Genomic DNA, 14522 nt, shown 5'->3' with positions numbered 1-14522 from the left:
TCACCTTCTCATCTGTTTGTCAATCAGTATAGGCAGGACAAGCAAAAAATATTCCAGTTTCTGCAGATTATGGGCGGAATTTCTTTCGTATTTACTCCTCTATATTAAGTGCCTTGATTATGCGTTCGGAAGGCGTTTTGAAAAGACTCTCCGTCATCAAACCTGTATCTTTCATATAGAATTTAACGGCATAATACCCGGCTGTATAACCAAGCATTTTCGGGTACATTCCAAATCCGTATATCATTTTATCGAACTGCCGGTCCTCCTGCTTGAGGGACTGGTTCGGAAGGATGTGCCTTTTCCAAAATTGGAGAAGCTGAGTATCCTGATAAAGTCTGGTCCAGCTCGCTGTTTTATCCTCGCCAAGCAATTCCCGGACGGCATTTTCAGCAAGTCCTTCCATAATGACTACATCAGCCAGCGTATAATCCTTTTCCTTTTTCGGATCCTTGGCTAACCGGCAAATATGGTGATATTCATGAATCAGCAGGGCTTTAATCTCTTCCTTTGGAACGTCTGGAGCCAGAAACAGAAACAATTTATCATGAAAAGCGAGTCCAGATTTCCCGCCGTACTCCCGCTTAATTTTCCCGTTTGATAGATCACCGGGCAAAATAAAGACCGGCGCATCCGGACCAGACCATTCCTTGCGAAGAGCTTCAAACTCTCCATTAATGTAGGGCAGGATTTTCTCTTCCTTAATGGTTTGCATCGTCTTACGAGCAGACTGGCTATTTCGGTAAACCCCGAATGGAAGCAATGACTTTATTAGTGCTTTTTCACTCCGGTCAGGGAAGTACGGTTTCAGCTTTTTGGCAAGCCCATCCAGGCTCAGCTCTTCTTCAAACCATTGGTCCGTTCTAATTACACCCATCTTCATCCCCCCTTTTTTAATGTATGAAGGGACGGGTGAATGTGGGAAGGGAATTTTCTTTTTAACGACCAGTGTTAAATAGCAAAAAGCTGCCGATTCAATCGGCAGCTTCTAACTTACTCGTATTTTTTAAACAAGATCGTTGCATTATGACCGCCAAAGCCAAGTGAATTGCTGAGAGCCACATTCACATTTGTTTTGCGGGCTTCATTTGGAACGTAATCAAGATCACATTCCGGATCTGGATTTTCCAGGTTGATGGTTGGAGGAATGATTCCTTCCTTAATTGAAAGTACAGCGAAGATGGCTTCAACTCCGCCAGCTGCTCCAAGCAAATGGCCCGTCATGGATTTCGTTGAGCTGATTGCCACTTTTTTCGCATGGTCTCCGAATACTTCTTTAATGGCCAGTGTTTCAAATTTATCATTATAAGGCGTGCTGGTTCCATGAGCGTTAATATAATCAACATTTTCCGGCTTAAGATTTGCTGTTTCAATTGCCTGTCTCATTGCACGGACTCCTCCTTCTCCTCCTGGAGCCGGAGCCGTAATGTGATAAGCATCGCCTGTTGCACCATACCCAACGATTTCTGCATAAATTTTAGCACCGCGTGCAAGAGCGTGTTCAAGCTCCTCAAGCACTAGGATCCCAGCTCCTTCACCCATTACAAAACCATCACGCTCTGCGTCAAACGGACGGCTTGCTTTAGCAGGATCCGGATTGGTGGATAGCGCTTTGCTTGAGCTGAAACCGGCAAAAGCCATTTGTGAAAGCGGTGCTTCTGCTCCTCCGGAAATCATCACATCCGCATCGCCGCGCTCTATGACACGGTATGCGTCACCAATGGAGTTCGTACCTGTCGCACAGGCAGTCACTGTACATGCGTTAAATCCTTTCGCTCCCAGTGCAATGGACACCTGGCCGGCTGCCATATCAGGAATCATCATCGGCACAAAAAACGGGCTTACGCGTTTAGGTCCTTTTTCCATAAGAATCCGGTGCTGGGTTTCGAATGTTTCCATTCCTCCGATTCCGGATCCTACCCATACTCCAACCCTTGGAGCATTTTCATCTGTAATTTCAAGGTTTGCATCTTTTACGGCCATCATAGAAGCCGCTACTGCATATTGCGTAAAGCGGTCCATTTTTCTTGCTTCTTTTTTATCCATATATTGTTCAGGATCAAAATCTGTGATTTCTCCGGCTACTTTTGCCGGATAGTCATCTGCATTTACACGCGTAAGCGGCTTGATTCCGGAAACGCCATTGATCGCATTTTCCCATGTTGTTTCAACATCCAATCCCAGAGGACTGACAGCCCCCAGTCCAGTAACCACTACTCTTTTCTTTTCCATATAGAAGACACCTCATTTTCCATTAAAATAGTTTATCTTTTTAACGTCCCCATCTCATGGCAATGGCGCCCCATGTTAAGCCGCCTCCGAATCCTACCATGACAAGCAGATCACCGTCTTTTATTTTACCAGCTTCCAGCTCTTCTACAATACTTAGCGGAATAGAAGCTGCGGATGTATTTCCAAATTTGTTTACTGTCTTAGACATTTTCTCAGGCGGAAGCTCAAGGCGTTCTCTCGATGCTTCCATGATCCGGATGTTCGCCTGATGAGGAACAAGCATATCTACATCGGCCTTTGTCAATCCGGCTTTGTCGAGCACTTTAACGCTGGACTCGCCCATTTGCCTAACTGCAAATTTGAAAACCTCGCGGCCGTTCATGATAATAAACTCTTCCTGGTATAGATGTTTGCCGCCTGAACCGTCTGCTCCCAAATCGAAAGAAAGGATACCTTTCCCTTCAGAAACAGGTCCAAGAATCGCTGCCCCTGCTGCATCTCCGAAAAGAACAGCCGTATTGCGGTCTTCCCAGTTTGTCACCTTTGATAGCTTTTCAACGCCTACAACCAAAATGTTTTTGTAGACACCCGTTTCAATAAACTGCTTTCCTGTGACAAGACCGTACATAAAGCCTGCACATGCAGCACTAATATCCATTGCAGGAATTTGGCGTGCTCCCAGTCTCTCCTGTATTCGGCATGCAACCGAAGGGAACGGCTGATCAGGTGTTACGGTTGCTACAAGAATCATATCCAGTTCTTCCGCCGTAATTCCGGCATCTATCAGTGCTTTTTCAGCAGCCATGAAGGCCATATCAGATGTATCAATATCATCGCTTGCAATGCGTCTTTCCTCTATTCCAGTCCGGGTACGGATCCATTCGTCCGACGTATCCATACGTTTCTCAAGGTCGTGATTTGTAACCACATTTTCAGGGATATACCGGCCAATTCCGATAATTCCAGCGTTCATATGTGCAGCCCCTTTAGTATAGAAATTTTTAACATCATATATTATGACTTGGTACTAATTTTAGCTCATATCTTTTAATTTATCAATAAGACTAATGCATTCGTCCATGCACATTTGTCTCCCCTTCATAGATTATTATCAGCAGAACTATATTGCCGGGAAGGTGAAAAGAATGGCAAGTCCCCAAAAAAACAAGTTTGATCAGCTGATGTTTGGAAGCCGCCAGGAAAAGATTGATGAAAAAATGGATGAAGCACCTAAAGATTCGATGTCTGATTCCAATGAAGATGAAGATCAGCTAGAATACATGAAAATCATGATGCAGGTTGATGATATTATGGGGTCCCTTAAAGAAATGAAGCCTATGTTTAAAAAACTTTCACCGATGCTGGATATCATAAAAAAGAAATTCAGTGAAGAATGAAAAAAAAGGCTTGAACTGCCTTTTCCGGGTTCAAGCCTTTCTATTATTTTAACTCAGTAAAATTTGGCTGTTGATTGCAGCTAGCAGGCACTCGCTTATTCTTGGGCGGGCGGTGAGCCTCCTCCTTGCTTCACGACTGCGGGGTCTCACCTGTCCCGCCGCTCCCTCAGGAGTCTCGCGCCTTCCACTTCAATCAACAGGTGTTAAAAATCAACAACTTGCTTTAAACAGAGACATTATTTTAAAGCGTCTTTTTTACCTAAATCATACGCCTCAGCCATTACTTTATTGAATAAACCAAGCAAAGGCTGGATGTGTTCCATAGACAGCTCCAGGCCAAGTTCATCAAGCTGCTGTTTTGCTTCAGGAAAATATTTCATCGCAATCTGCATAAATTCCATTTGTTTTTCGTGCTGATCCATATTATTGTATCTCCTTTATTTAAATAATCCTGCTTGTCCAGCGGGTTTCTACTACTACTATATTCTTAAATCCTCCATCAGACAAGCGCGGATGAGCCATAAAGAAAAGGATACTGCTCCATATGCTTCTTCAGTTCTTCCAGTCCCTCCTTTAAAGAGGTTTCCTGAGCGAGAGGATACAGTTCCTCACTGCGAACACCATTTCCCGGGAGATAAAATGATTGGCCTCTGAAATCCTTACTTGCCAATTCTGCGATTGTTTTAGCCGCATCTTCAATATACAGTCCAGGATCATCTTTAAAAGGAGGGACTTTAAAATCTTCAGCCCTCCAATTTGTCAGCTCTTCCGTTACAGGCTGCCATGGTCCGTACATACTCCCTGCATAAACAACCGCAGTGTCGTCTCTGTCGTTTTTTCTCGCTTTGCTTCCCCTCTCAATTATGAGAAGCGGGAAATCAACTTCATCGTGATGCTTCAGCCACTCTGCTTCACAAACCGCCGCTTCACACGATGTCAAATCAGGATTTTCTTCCACGCTAACCAATTCAAATAACGCGTTCCTTCCTACTGTCATCCACATTTCTTCCATTCGCCGTTTTTCCAGACTGTTCTTTCCATGTTCATAAACAGCAAGAACTTCAACACCTTTTTCGAGCCACTCCATGCACAGTGCGAAACCAAGAAACGTCTGAGCTCCCAATACGGCTGCCTTCTTCATGGCTTCCCTCCTAATCATGATCTTCCTCTTTTTTATAAATTTTTCTGATGCAGCGAAAAGTACTTAATAACAGATTGATGGATCCGGTATGGCTGCTCGCCCAAATGCAAGATTAATTCGATTGGATAGCCTTGTTCTTTTCTATGCTCTTCAAATGCTTTACTGTGTTTATGATAGGGGAATGGCGTCCCGCTCATCCGGTCCCATATCTTAACCGGAATTGTGGATTCAAGCTGTTTAAGAGAGCGAAACGAATAATGCTCCAATTCCTTTTCATCGATTTCATAGGCTGCTGCTATTTCTCTTGTAAGGCGTTTATAAAAAAGCTTATTCATCTTCTCATCCTGAAAATAGCTCTGCAAATCTAAACACGGGTTGAAGAGGCCGATTGAGCGCAGCTTCTCAGGGCTTCTTTCCATTAGCTCAATTGCCGCAAGCGCCCCTGTGCCCTCTGCCAGAAGGTGAACCTTGTCATTAATAATTTCTTTTTTAGGAAAAAGATACAGGAGCTTTTCTGCCAAATCGCCTGCTTTTGGCGATCCCCAATGGCTGCCATGCAGATTGGACTGAATGAGAGTAAAGCCTGCCTTCCTCAGAGCGGCAAGCAGCTGTTTGCGCCCTAGATGCTGCATCCAGAAACTTGTATGCCCATCCACAAAATGATTTTTATCGCCTAAAATCAATATTCCGAAACCGTTCGGCTGATAAGGAGTATGAATAACCGTCCATTCTGACTCATACTGAAAAAAACGATCATAAATTTCCATGCTGCTCACCGCCTTTCCTTTTCAGAGATGTGCCCGCTTTATCTTATGACAGAGAAAATAAATGGCGTGGGAAGGAGCCCACCCTCTCTTTAGGAAATTCTATGGCTAACGGACAAATCCTTGTCACAAATGTTTCATTTCTAACCTTTATTGTCTAATTTATGTGTGATATCATAAAAGAAGAATTGTGTGCAAATGGAGGGGAAAATTTTGCGTTATTTTTGGACGTTTTTCTGGGCGTTTCTGTTAGTACATATGCTTACCTACGTTACTTCGTCAATGGTTGGAAGCGCATACGATTTTATGACAGCGACCATTTTATCCGTTGTTGTAACCATTTTGATCTTCGCTATAGCTGCTTTGATTCCAAATGAGCCTGTGAATGATCAGCATTAATAAGCAAAAAAAGACCTTCCAATTGGACAGGTCTTTTTTATTTCTATCTTTATAGCCCCTATCACTCCGCGGCAGAAAAATCTTCTGCTCTCTGCACGTGGGCGTTCAGTATTTCACTATTTCCGCGATTACTCTTACGGCTTTCTTTTATAAGTCCACTGCCTGTTGTGATTCGATGTTTCAGGAAAATGATCGCCGGCACTCAGCTTAATTTGCTTTGGATGCATGACGTTGTCTCCCGTTTCTCCGATTTCAACATAAACGCCGTTATTGGGCGCTTTTTGGCCTTCACGAAAACGATGCTGCTGTCCCATGTCAAACCCTCCTAATCAATGTTCCTGCATAGTATGCCCGTTTAGCAGAGAATCATTTTTAAAAGAGCTTTTTGAGCATGAAGACGGTTTTCAGCCTGCTGGAAGACAGCAGATTGAGGTCCATCGATCACTTCTGCGGTAACTTCTTCTTCGCGATGAGCGGGAAGACAATGGAGAAAATGGGCGTCAGGCTTCGCAAAGTTCATCAATTCCGCATTCACCTGGAATCCCTCAAAATCCTTCAGCCTCTTCATTGACTCCTCTTCCTGTCCCATACTGGTCCACACATCCGAATACAGAATATCTGCTCCTGCTGCGGCTTTTTGTGGAGAGCATGTAAATTCAAGCTTTGAGCCGGTTTGTTTTGATATGTTTTTCACTTCTTTTATAACGGATTCATCAGCTTCATACCCTTTAGGTGATGCCAGGGTAAAATCCATTCCCATCTTTACACAGGCAATCATAAGGGAATGGGCTACATTGTTGCCATCCCCTACGTATGCAATTTTTTTCCCGGAGAAGCTGCCTTTCAGCTCCTGAATCGTCAATAAATCTGCCAATGCCTGGCAGGGATGGTATAAATCCGTCAAACCGTTAATGACTGGGACTGTAGCATGCGCAGCCAGTTCGGCGGCCTTTTCATGCTCGAATGTGCGAATCATAATCGCGTCGACGTATGACGAGAGTACCTTCGCGGTATCAGCGATGGTTTCTCCTCTTCCTAGCTGCAGATCGCTGCTGCTTAAAAACAGGGCATGCCCGCCTAGCTGAAGCATTCCAGCTTCAAAGGATACGCGTGTTCTCGTTGAAGATTTTTCGAAAATCATGGCAAGCGTCTTACCTTTCAGAGATGACTCAATCGGTGCTTTTTTCAAAGCCGCTGCCTCATTAAGAAGAGCATGGATGAGATAGGCATCTAGCTCTAAAAGGGTTAAAAAATCCTCCCCCTTCAAGCTTTGCTGTTCATTCGTTAAGGCGTGCATGCGCCCACTTCCTTTCTGCTTTGGATTGGAATCGGCCCTGCTGAAGCTGCCGCCTTCCCTTTTATATACGCTAAATACGTCTCTTTTTCTGTCAGCACCCGCTGTCCATATGCCAGTGCAGTTTTTCTCGCCGATTCGTTGCCGTTGGGGCTATACAATACACAGGATTTCAGCTGCTCTTGGCTTAAGGTTTGCGCGTCCGTCAGAAGATTCTTTTCCTTGCCGTCGTCAAACACTTTATTTAGGGCCTCTTCAAGGCTTTTGCCAATACACATACCTTCCCCTGTAGATTTCATCTCCGGTCCAAGGTCCAGTTTTTGATCATGAAGAGCATGGGTAGAGAATACAGGGAATTTTACAGCTGTAAACGCCGCATCATGGCTCTGATCGATTAATTCTCCTCCGAGAAGCGCCTTCGTGGCTGCTTCAATCAAGGAGCTTTGCACCACTTTGCTTACGACCGGTGCAGTCCTGCTTGCCCGGGGATTTACTTCCAGGACATAGATTTGCTCTCCTTCGATGATGAATTGAATATTCATAATTCCTTTGTAACCCAAAGAGAGGGCGATTAAAAAAGCATAGTCCTTTAACGTTTGAATTTGTTTTACCGAATAGGATTGAGCGGGAAGGATGGCCATACTGTCACCAGAATGCACACCTGCGCGCTCCACATGCTCGATAATTAGCGGAATCCAAACATTTTTCCCATCTGAAACAAGATCCAGCTCCGCTTCATTTCCTTCGGTGTAGTGATCAACGAGAACCGGGAATACATCCGGCCCTGCTTTTAGGAGAAGGGCTTTTAGCTGCTCTTCATTTTCTGCCACCACCATTCCCTTTCCTCCAATTACGTAAGAAGGGCGAAGAAGGATCGGAAATCCGATTTCTTTCGCTGCGGCCTCCGCTTCCTCTGCCGTAAGGGCACTTGATCCTTTTACATGGGGGATCCCGCATTCGTCAAGCAGCTGATAAAAAGCATCGCGGTCTTCCAGTTTAAAAAGCGTTTGATGATCGGTTCCAAGCAGCGTGACCCCTGCCTCTTCAAGCTTTTCGGCAAGATTTATCGCCGTCTGTCCTCCATACTGCACGATGACAGCATCAGCTTGTTCATGCTCAATTACATTCATGACATATTCAAAGGTGAGCGGTTCAAAATAGAGCCGATCTGCCAATTCATAATCTGTACTCACTGTCTCTGGATTGCTGTTGATCATAATCGCTTCACAGCCCATTTTCTTTAATGCTTTTATTCCATGGACAGCGCTGTAGTCAAACTCAATTCCCTGCCCGATCCGATTTGGTCCGGAGCCAATGATCAGGACACGTTTTGCCCCGCTTTTCTCCGGAATCAGCTCTTGTTCACCAAAATAGGCCGAATAAAAATAATTCGTTCTTGCTTCAAATTCTGCCGCACATGTGTCGACAATTTTGTAGACCGCTTCGATGCCCCATTTTCTGCGAAGCTCTCTGACTTCATTCTCCTGACAGTCAGCCCATAGCGCAATGGACGGATCTGAAAAGCCTTTTTCCTTCCAGCGTGCAAGCTGTTCCTTTTCTATAACGGACGAAGAGTTCATCTCCAGTTCCATTTTTATAATGGATTGGACAACAGCCAAGAAATAGCGGTCAATCTTTGTCATGCTATGAATGTCCTCCAAGGTGCTCCCTCTTCTCATGCTTTCGGCAATGGCGAAAAACCGGCGGTCATCCGCATGCTTGATGAGTTGAACAAGCTCTTCGTCCGTTTGCTGAGCTATTTCAGGGGAAAAAGCTCCTATCGTATCAAGCTCAAGAGAATCAAGTGCTTTAAGAAACCCTGCTTCCATGTTTCTGGAAAGCGACATGACTTCTCCGGTTGCTTTCATTTTTGTTCCGAGCAGACGGTCCAGGTCTTTGAATTTATCAAAGGGCCATCTCGGAAATTTGACTGCCACATAATCAAGTGCCGGTTCAAAGCTTGCGTAAGTTGTTTCGGTTAACGGATTTTTTAATTCATTTAGGGTAAAACCGAGTGCAAGCTTTGCAGCAATCCGGGCAATGGGATAACCGGTTGCCTTTGAGGCTAAAGCGGATGAACGGCTCACCCTAGGATTCACTTCAATGACAAAGTACTGCTTACTTTCCGGATCGAGGGCAAATTGAATGTTGCAGCCCCCAATGATGCCGAGCTCTCCAATAATTCTTAAAGCCGACTGTCTAAGCATGTGGTATTCTTTGTCCGTTAGTGTCTGGGATGGAGCAACAACAATGGAGTCTCCCGTGTGAATTCCGACAGGATCGAAATTTTCCATATTGCAGATGGTGACCGATGTTCCCGCCGCATCCCGCATGACCTCGTACTCCACTTCCTTAAAACCGGCAATGCTTTTTTCCACCAGGCACTGATGAATTGGACTTGCTTCTAATCCATGAAGCAGCATTTGTTCAAGCTCTTTCTCCGTTCTGGCAATACCGCCGCCTTTGCCGCCAAGAGTATAGGCGGGACGGATAATGATGGGATATCCGATTTCTTTGGCAAAATCAGCACCCTGCGCCACATCATTTACAATCATGCTTTCAGGAACCGGCTCCTTCATGTCATGCATGAGCTTTCTGAATTGCTCCCTGTCTTCCCCTTTTTTTATGGAAGCGGCGGAGGTTCCAAGAAGTTTGACTCCAAATCGGTCAAGTACACCCTTTTCGTCCAATTCAAGTGCCAGATTTAATCCGGTTTGTCCGCCAACTGTCGGGAGCAGGCCATCCGGTTTTTCTTTTTCAATAATTTTCTCGATTGAAGATGCAGTCATCGGTTCAAAGTAGACAGTATCGGCAATATCCGGGTCTGTCATAATAGTCGCGGGGTTATTATTGATTAGAATGACTTCGCAGCCTTCTTCCTTCAAAGCGAGACAGGCCTGCGTTCCGGAATAATCAAATTCTGCGGCCTGGCCAATTACGATTGGACCGGACCCTATAACGAGAACTCGCTTAATGGCTTGATCCTTAGGCATAGATAGCAACTCTCCCTGTCTGATTCATCATCGCTTTGTATTCATCAAAGATCCATTCGCTTTCACGCGGTCCAGGATTTGCTTCCGGATGAAATTGAACGGAAAGAATTTGTTTTTCCGGATGGAATAATCCTTCCACACTTCCGTCATTAACATTTTCAAAGCGAATTTTAAGCTCCTGAGTGCCCTTGTTTCTTTTTACAACGTAGCTGTGGTTTTGAGAGGTCATGAATACCTTTCCCGTTTCCCTGTCCAGTACAGGATGATTTGCGCCGCGATGGCCGAATGGCAGCTTTTCGGTATCCTCGCCATGGGCGAGAGCAAGGAGCTGGTGCCCTAAACAGATGCCGAGTACCGGGAAGGCACGTGCAATTTTTTTAACGGCCGATAAATACCCTGCAAGCTGCTTCGGATCACCGGGACCGTTGGAAAAAACAACGCCATCCGGATGAAGATCAAACACCGCCTCCATTTTTTCATAAGGAAGAACCGTAACCTTTTGGCCGCGTTCAATCAAAGCAGTCAGGATCGATTTTTTAAATCCAAAATCAATGAGCACGGTATGCTGGATACCATTTCCATGTGTAGACGTTTCCCCGCCGCTATGCTCCGGCAGTTTAATTGGCGGTACATTGGCTGCTGGAACTGACGTGATTTTCGCGTTCATTGTTCCGGAAGACCGGATGTTTTTCACTAAATATCGCGTATCTACATGATGCAAGAACGGAATCTTCCACTTTTTTAAGTACGCTTGCAGGCTGTATACCGCTTCATAATGAGAGAACGCTTCACAGCATTCATAAAATACAGCCCCTTTAATTTGTGGTCGCTTGCTTTCAAAATCCTCTAAATTGATTCCGTAATTTCCGATAAGCGGATACGTAAATACAAGGATTTGGTTCTGATAGGACGGATCGCTTAAAACCTCCTGATAACCCGTCATACCTGTAAAAAATACAGCTTCGCCTTCCGTTTCCGGCTGAGCTTCATCTCCAAGCTCCCCTGCTAATTCCAATCCGTTTTCAAGCTTGATGTACCCTTTCATTCCACTCACCTCATTTTTGTATATTAATTAATTATTATGTATTTTTATTCATTTTTACTTAAAAAAATTTAGACGCTTGCTTTGGAATGTAGGTCAAGAACCGCTTTTAGCATGGAAACAGCCATCCTGCACTCTTCATCTGTACTATTAATAGGCGGCAGCAGGCGAATGACATTCTCTCCCGCAGGCAGGACGAGCAGCCCGTTTTCTCTAAGCTCTGAAATGATGCCGGCAACCGGACCATTCCACTCAATGCCAATCATCATTCCCTTTCCCCTAACCTCATTGACCATGGGAAGGATCTCCAGTTCACTTTTGAGGTGGTTCATTAGATTCTCTCCATTTTTCTGAACAGCATCCAGAAACCCATCTTCAAGAACGGTTTCAAGAACAGCCTTCACTGCAGCCATCGCCAGTGGATTGCCTCCAAAGGTGGATCCGTGCGAACCAGGCTGAAAGGAAGGAATGCATTCACTTTTGCCAAGCATCGCCCCTACAGGAAATCCATTCCCTAAACCTTTGGCTGAGGTGACGATGTCAGGGGTTATTAGCCCCTCATGGGCAAACAATTTACCGGTACGGCCTATCCCTGTTTGGACTTCATCCACAATCAGCAAGCAGCCTAAAGTTTTGCAGGTTTCCTCGACTTTTTTTAAAAACGCTTCCGTTCCCGGCACGACTCCGCCCTCACCTTGAATGATTTCAAGCATGATTGCCGCACAGTTCTCTCCATCAAGTTCATCCAGTGCACTTAGATCGTTGTAGGGTAAATATTCAAAGGACGGAAGCATTTCTCCGTAGCCTGCCCTGACTTTTTCCTGGCCAGTTGCGGCCATTGTGGCAAATGTCCGGCCATGGAAGGACTGCTTGAAGGTGACAACCTTCCCTTTTCCCGTATGTTTCCTCGCAAGCTTGATCGCTGCTTCATTCGCCTCTGCACCGCTGTTGCAAAAAAATACCGCATCAGCAAACGAATGCTTCGTTAAAAGTCCGGCAGCTTCTTCCTGCAGTTCAATCCCGAATAAGTTTGAAACATGCCATACTTTGTCAAGCTGCTCCGCTACTGCTTGCTTAACAGGCTCAAACTGATGGCCGAGGCTGCACACCGCGATTCCTGAGATAAAATCTAGGTATTTATTCCCCTCCTTATCCTTAACCCAGGATCCTTTTCCTTCTTCAATGGTGAGATTCCACCGCGCATATGTAGGAAATAAAGAACTCATCCTGCTGCCGCCTCCTTGTTAGGACAAATTTTTGTACCGAAAAATTCATTATCCTTTAGAAAAGCTTTCTTTCCGTTTACGATCATCACTTCTTTAAGCGTCCCTGATAACGAATTTACTGCAGCTTCTGCTTTTGGAATCATCCCTCCTGAGATGATGCCGCTTTTAATGCAGCCTTCGATCTCAGCCGGATCCGTTTCGCAAATAAGCTCACCTTTGTTTAGAATTCCATCCACATCTGTGACAAAAAGCAGCTTATCGGCATTTAGCGCCTGTGCAATGGCAGCAGCTGCCGTATCAGCATTTACGTTCAGTGTTTCAAACGCTTCGGTAACACCTAGGGGAGCGATGACAGGAATGTAATTCTGATTCAGCAAGAGCTCAAGCACATCCGTGTTTACCTTCTCAATGCCCCCTACCAATCCAAGCAGCTCTTCGTCAAGAATCCTGGCAGTTAGGAGACCGGCATCCTGACCTGATAAACCGACTGCGGAAAGTCCCCGTCTTTGGCACTCACCGGCAAGCTGTTTATTCAGCTTTCCTGCAAGGGTCATCTGAACGACATGTAATACTTCCTTTGTTGTTTTCCGCTGACCGTTCTTAAATTCTGTCTGAATCTTCATTTGCTTTAGCGTATTGGTTATATCAGGTCCGCCGCCATGTACAAGAACGACGTTCCATCCTGAATTCTTTAAAGAATGAATGGAGGAGAAAAAAGAATCTGAAAGCTCGGAAATGATGCTTCCCCCGCATTTGATCACCACGACTGGCCTCACTGTTTTTCCCCCTTCACGTTCTGTAGCTCGCATTGATTTTCACATAATCATATGTGAGATCACAGCCCCATGCGGTTGCTTCCGCATCACCAGCCGCTAGACTCACACGGATCATAATGGTTTTATCCTTCAAATATTCTGCTGCTTTTTCCTCGCTAAAATCCTGTGGTTCCCCTTTGCTGAACAGACATTGTCCGCCAAGCCAGATCTCGGTTTGATCCGGATCGACGGATGCCCGGCTATGCCCAATAGCTCCAATGATCCGCCCCCAATTCGCATCTTCACCAAAAACCGCTGTTTTCACTAGACTTGACCCTACTACTTTTTTCGCGGTTTCTCTTGCTTCCTGAACGGAGACAGCACCGGTAACCTGAACCTCAATCAGCTTGGTCGCGCCCTCTCCATCCTTAGCGATTTGTTTGGCGAGATCCTTGCAAACCTCCTGGAATCCGTTTTTGAAAACCTCCCATTGAGGATGGTTCGGGGTTAGCGGATCATTTTCTGCCATCCCATTTGCAAGCACAAGCACCATGTCATTTGTGGATGTTTCTCCATCCACTGTAATCTGGTTAAAGGATGTGTCTGTTGCCTCGCTTAACAGCTGCTGAAGATGAACAGAATCAATTGCGGCATCTGTGGTAATAAAGCCAAGCATGGTTGCCATGTTCGGATGAATCATTCCTGAACCCTTTGCCGCCCCGCCAATCCATACTTCCTTTCCATCGATGGCAAGCTTTGCTGCCGTATTCTTAACGCCCGTATCGGTTGTAAGAATAGCTGTTTCAAAAGAATGGCCGCTTTCTTTTGTGCTTGCCGGGTTCAGCAGCGGAACTCCCTCCAGGATTTTCTTCATATTCATTTGCTCGCCAATCACCCCTGTTGAAGCAACAGCGGTCAAGTATTCATTAATACCAAACCTTTCAGCGCACGCACGTCTCATTTGATAAGCATCCGCCAGACCCTGTTTTCCTGTGCATGCATTTGCATTGCCGCTATTAACAATCAAAGCCTGAATTTTTTTACCGGCGGCAATGCTTTCCTGTGTTACTTTTAATGGTGCGGCTTGAAAATGGCTCTGTGTATAGACAGCAGCGGCACTTGCCGGCACCTCGCTTAAAATGACGCCTAAATCTTTTTTGGAGTACCGAAGGCCGCAATGGACCCCATCTGCACTAAATCCTTTCGGCGATACGACAGATCCATGCTTTACAATCGTCATGGATGCCTCCATTACTTCCTGCACATTCAACACTCCCGA

Annotated in this window: 15 protein-coding genes; 2 read left to right on the top strand and 13 right to left on the bottom strand. The window is 45.3% G+C overall.

Features of this window, described 5'->3' with window-relative positions; genetic code table 11:
• Positions 1 to 91 precede the first annotated feature (91 nt).
• The 3 genes from WCV65_RS06675 to WCV65_RS06665 form a co-directional block, all read right to left on the bottom strand.
• Positions 92 to 877, bottom strand: coding sequence for a DUF2268 domain-containing protein (locus WCV65_RS06675; RefSeq protein WP_338781057.1), 786 nt, complete (start codon positions 875 to 877; stop codon positions 92 to 94).
• A gap of 116 nt (positions 878 to 993) precedes the next feature.
• Positions 994 to 2232, bottom strand: a complete 1239-nt coding sequence (gene fabF / locus WCV65_RS06670) for a beta-ketoacyl-ACP synthase II (protein ID WP_338781056.1) — start codon at positions 2230 to 2232, stop codon at positions 994 to 996.
• A gap of 40 nt (positions 2233 to 2272) precedes the next feature.
• On the bottom strand, positions 2273 to 3205 hold the full coding sequence (locus tag WCV65_RS06665) for a beta-ketoacyl-ACP synthase III (RefSeq protein WP_035409298.1): 933 nt from the start codon (positions 3203 to 3205) through the stop codon (positions 2273 to 2275).
• A gap of 172 nt (positions 3206 to 3377) precedes the next feature.
• On the opposite strand from WCV65_RS06665, the gene WCV65_RS06660 reads away from it, so the two are divergent.
• Positions 3378 to 3629, top strand: coding sequence for a hypothetical protein (locus WCV65_RS06660; protein ID WP_338781055.1), 252 nt, complete (start codon positions 3378 to 3380; stop codon positions 3627 to 3629).
• Between the two features lie 236 nt (positions 3630 to 3865).
• Here the strand turns inward: WCV65_RS06660 and WCV65_RS06655 are convergent, their stop codons facing one another.
• The 3 genes from WCV65_RS06655 to WCV65_RS06645 form a co-directional block, all read right to left on the bottom strand.
• Positions 3866 to 4051 (bottom strand): ComZ family protein, encoded by a 186-nt coding sequence (locus WCV65_RS06655; RefSeq protein ID WP_338781053.1) that lies wholly within the window; start codon positions 4049 to 4051, stop codon positions 3866 to 3868.
• Positions 4052 to 4128: 77 nt separating this feature from the next.
• The gene (locus tag WCV65_RS06650; RefSeq protein WP_338781051.1) at positions 4129 to 4770 is read right to left on the bottom strand and encodes a hypothetical protein; all 642 of its coding nucleotides are present in this window, start codon (positions 4768 to 4770) and stop codon (positions 4129 to 4131) included.
• Between the two features lie 32 nt (positions 4771 to 4802).
• Positions 4803 to 5537, bottom strand: a complete 735-nt coding sequence (locus tag WCV65_RS06645; protein ID WP_338781050.1) for a hypothetical protein — start codon at positions 5535 to 5537, stop codon at positions 4803 to 4805.
• 210 nt (positions 5538 to 5747) lie between these two features.
• On the opposite strand from WCV65_RS06645, the gene WCV65_RS06640 reads away from it, so the two are divergent.
• Positions 5748 to 5933, top strand: a complete 186-nt coding sequence (locus WCV65_RS06640; RefSeq protein ID WP_035409308.1) for a YjzD family protein — start codon at positions 5748 to 5750, stop codon at positions 5931 to 5933.
• A gap of 134 nt (positions 5934 to 6067) precedes the next feature.
• Here WCV65_RS06640 and WCV65_RS06635 read toward each other — a convergent pair whose 3' ends face one another.
• The 7 genes from WCV65_RS06635 to argJ form a co-directional block, all read right to left on the bottom strand.
• A complete protein-coding gene (locus WCV65_RS06635; protein ID WP_338781047.1) occupies positions 6068 to 6247 on the bottom strand; it encodes a YjzC family protein in 180 nt (59 codons plus the stop codon).
• Between the two features lie 41 nt (positions 6248 to 6288).
• Complete coding sequence (gene argF, locus WCV65_RS06630; protein WP_338781046.1) at positions 6289 to 7230, bottom strand: ornithine carbamoyltransferase; 942 nt, start codon at positions 7228 to 7230, stop codon at positions 6289 to 6291.
• Positions 7218 to 10220, bottom strand: a complete 3003-nt coding sequence (locus WCV65_RS06625; RefSeq protein WP_338781045.1) for a carbamoyl phosphate synthase large subunit — start codon at positions 10218 to 10220, stop codon at positions 7218 to 7220. Before WCV65_RS06625 ends, argF begins: the two co-directional genes overlap by 13 nt.
• Positions 10213 to 11265: a carbamoyl phosphate synthase small subunit gene (locus tag WCV65_RS06620; RefSeq protein WP_035409316.1), complete on the bottom strand. Its 1053-nt coding sequence runs from the start codon at positions 11263 to 11265 to the stop codon at positions 10213 to 10215. The genes WCV65_RS06625 and WCV65_RS06620 overlap by 8 nt, the downstream gene beginning before the upstream one ends.
• A gap of 68 nt (positions 11266 to 11333) precedes the next feature.
• Complete coding sequence (locus WCV65_RS06615; RefSeq protein ID WP_338781043.1) at positions 11334 to 12488, bottom strand: acetylornithine transaminase; 1155 nt, start codon at positions 12486 to 12488, stop codon at positions 11334 to 11336.
• Entirely contained in the window at positions 12485 to 13264 is a 780-nt protein-coding gene (argB, locus tag WCV65_RS06610; protein ID WP_338781041.1) for an acetylglutamate kinase, read from the bottom strand. The genes WCV65_RS06615 and argB overlap by 4 nt, the downstream gene beginning before the upstream one ends.
• A gap of 13 nt (positions 13265 to 13277) precedes the next feature.
• Positions 13278 to 14495 (bottom strand): bifunctional ornithine acetyltransferase/N-acetylglutamate synthase, encoded by a 1218-nt coding sequence (argJ, locus tag WCV65_RS06605; RefSeq protein WP_338782189.1) that lies wholly within the window; start codon positions 14493 to 14495, stop codon positions 13278 to 13280.
• Positions 14496 to 14522: the final 27 nt, after the last annotated feature.

The sequence above is a fragment of the Metabacillus sp. FJAT-52054 genome (assembly GCF_037201815.1).
Lineage (GTDB): Bacteria > Bacillota > Bacilli > Bacillales > Bacillaceae > Metabacillus_B > Metabacillus_B sediminis.
The sequence above is the reverse complement of the archived record's forward strand: the minus strand, read 5'-3'. Positions and strand labels throughout refer to the sequence as shown.

What these genes read in the sequence shown, in the direction of transcription:
- WCV65_RS06625 (WP_338781045.1), bottom strand. Translation starts at nt 10,220, where the DNA reads ATGCCTAAGGATCAAGCCATTAAGCGAGTTCTCGTTATAGGGTCCGGT.
- WCV65_RS06665 (WP_035409298.1), bottom strand. Translation starts at nt 3,205, where the DNA reads ATGAACGCTGGAATTATCGGAATTGGCCGGTATATCCCTGAAAATGTG.
- fabF (WP_338781056.1), bottom strand. Translation starts at nt 2,232, where the DNA reads ATGGAAAAGAAAAGAGTAGTGGTTACTGGACTGGGGGCTGTCAGTCCT.
- WCV65_RS06675 (WP_338781057.1), bottom strand. Translation starts at nt 877, where the DNA reads ATGGGTGTAATTAGAACGGACCAATGGTTTGAAGAAGAGCTGAGCCTG.
- WCV65_RS06645 (WP_338781050.1), bottom strand. Translation starts at nt 5,537, where the DNA reads ATGGAAATTTATGATCGTTTTTTTCAGTATGAGTCAGAATGGACGGTT.
- WCV65_RS06650 (WP_338781051.1), bottom strand. Translation starts at nt 4,770, where the DNA reads ATGAAGAAGGCAGCCGTATTGGGAGCTCAGACGTTTCTTGGTTTCGCA.
- argF (WP_338781046.1), bottom strand. Translation starts at nt 7,230, where the DNA reads ATGCACGCCTTAACGAATGAACAGCAAAGCTTGAAGGGGGAGGATTTT.
- WCV65_RS06620 (WP_035409316.1), bottom strand. Translation starts at nt 11,265, where the DNA reads ATGAAAGGGTACATCAAGCTTGAAAACGGATTGGAATTAGCAGGGGAG.
- argJ (WP_338782189.1), bottom strand. Translation starts at nt 14,495, where the DNA reads ATGGAGGCATCCATGACGATTGTAAAGCATGGATCTGTCGTATCGCCG.
- WCV65_RS06615 (WP_338781043.1), bottom strand. Translation starts at nt 12,488, where the DNA reads ATGAGTTCTTTATTTCCTACATATGCGCGGTGGAATCTCACCATTGAA.
- WCV65_RS06655 (WP_338781053.1), bottom strand. Translation starts at nt 4,051, where the DNA reads ATGGATCAGCACGAAAAACAAATGGAATTTATGCAGATTGCGATGAAA.
- WCV65_RS06660 (WP_338781055.1), top strand. Translation starts at nt 3,378, where the DNA reads ATGGCAAGTCCCCAAAAAAACAAGTTTGATCAGCTGATGTTTGGAAGC.
- WCV65_RS06635 (WP_338781047.1), bottom strand. Translation starts at nt 6,247, where the DNA reads ATGGGACAGCAGCATCGTTTTCGTGAAGGCCAAAAAGCGCCCAATAAC.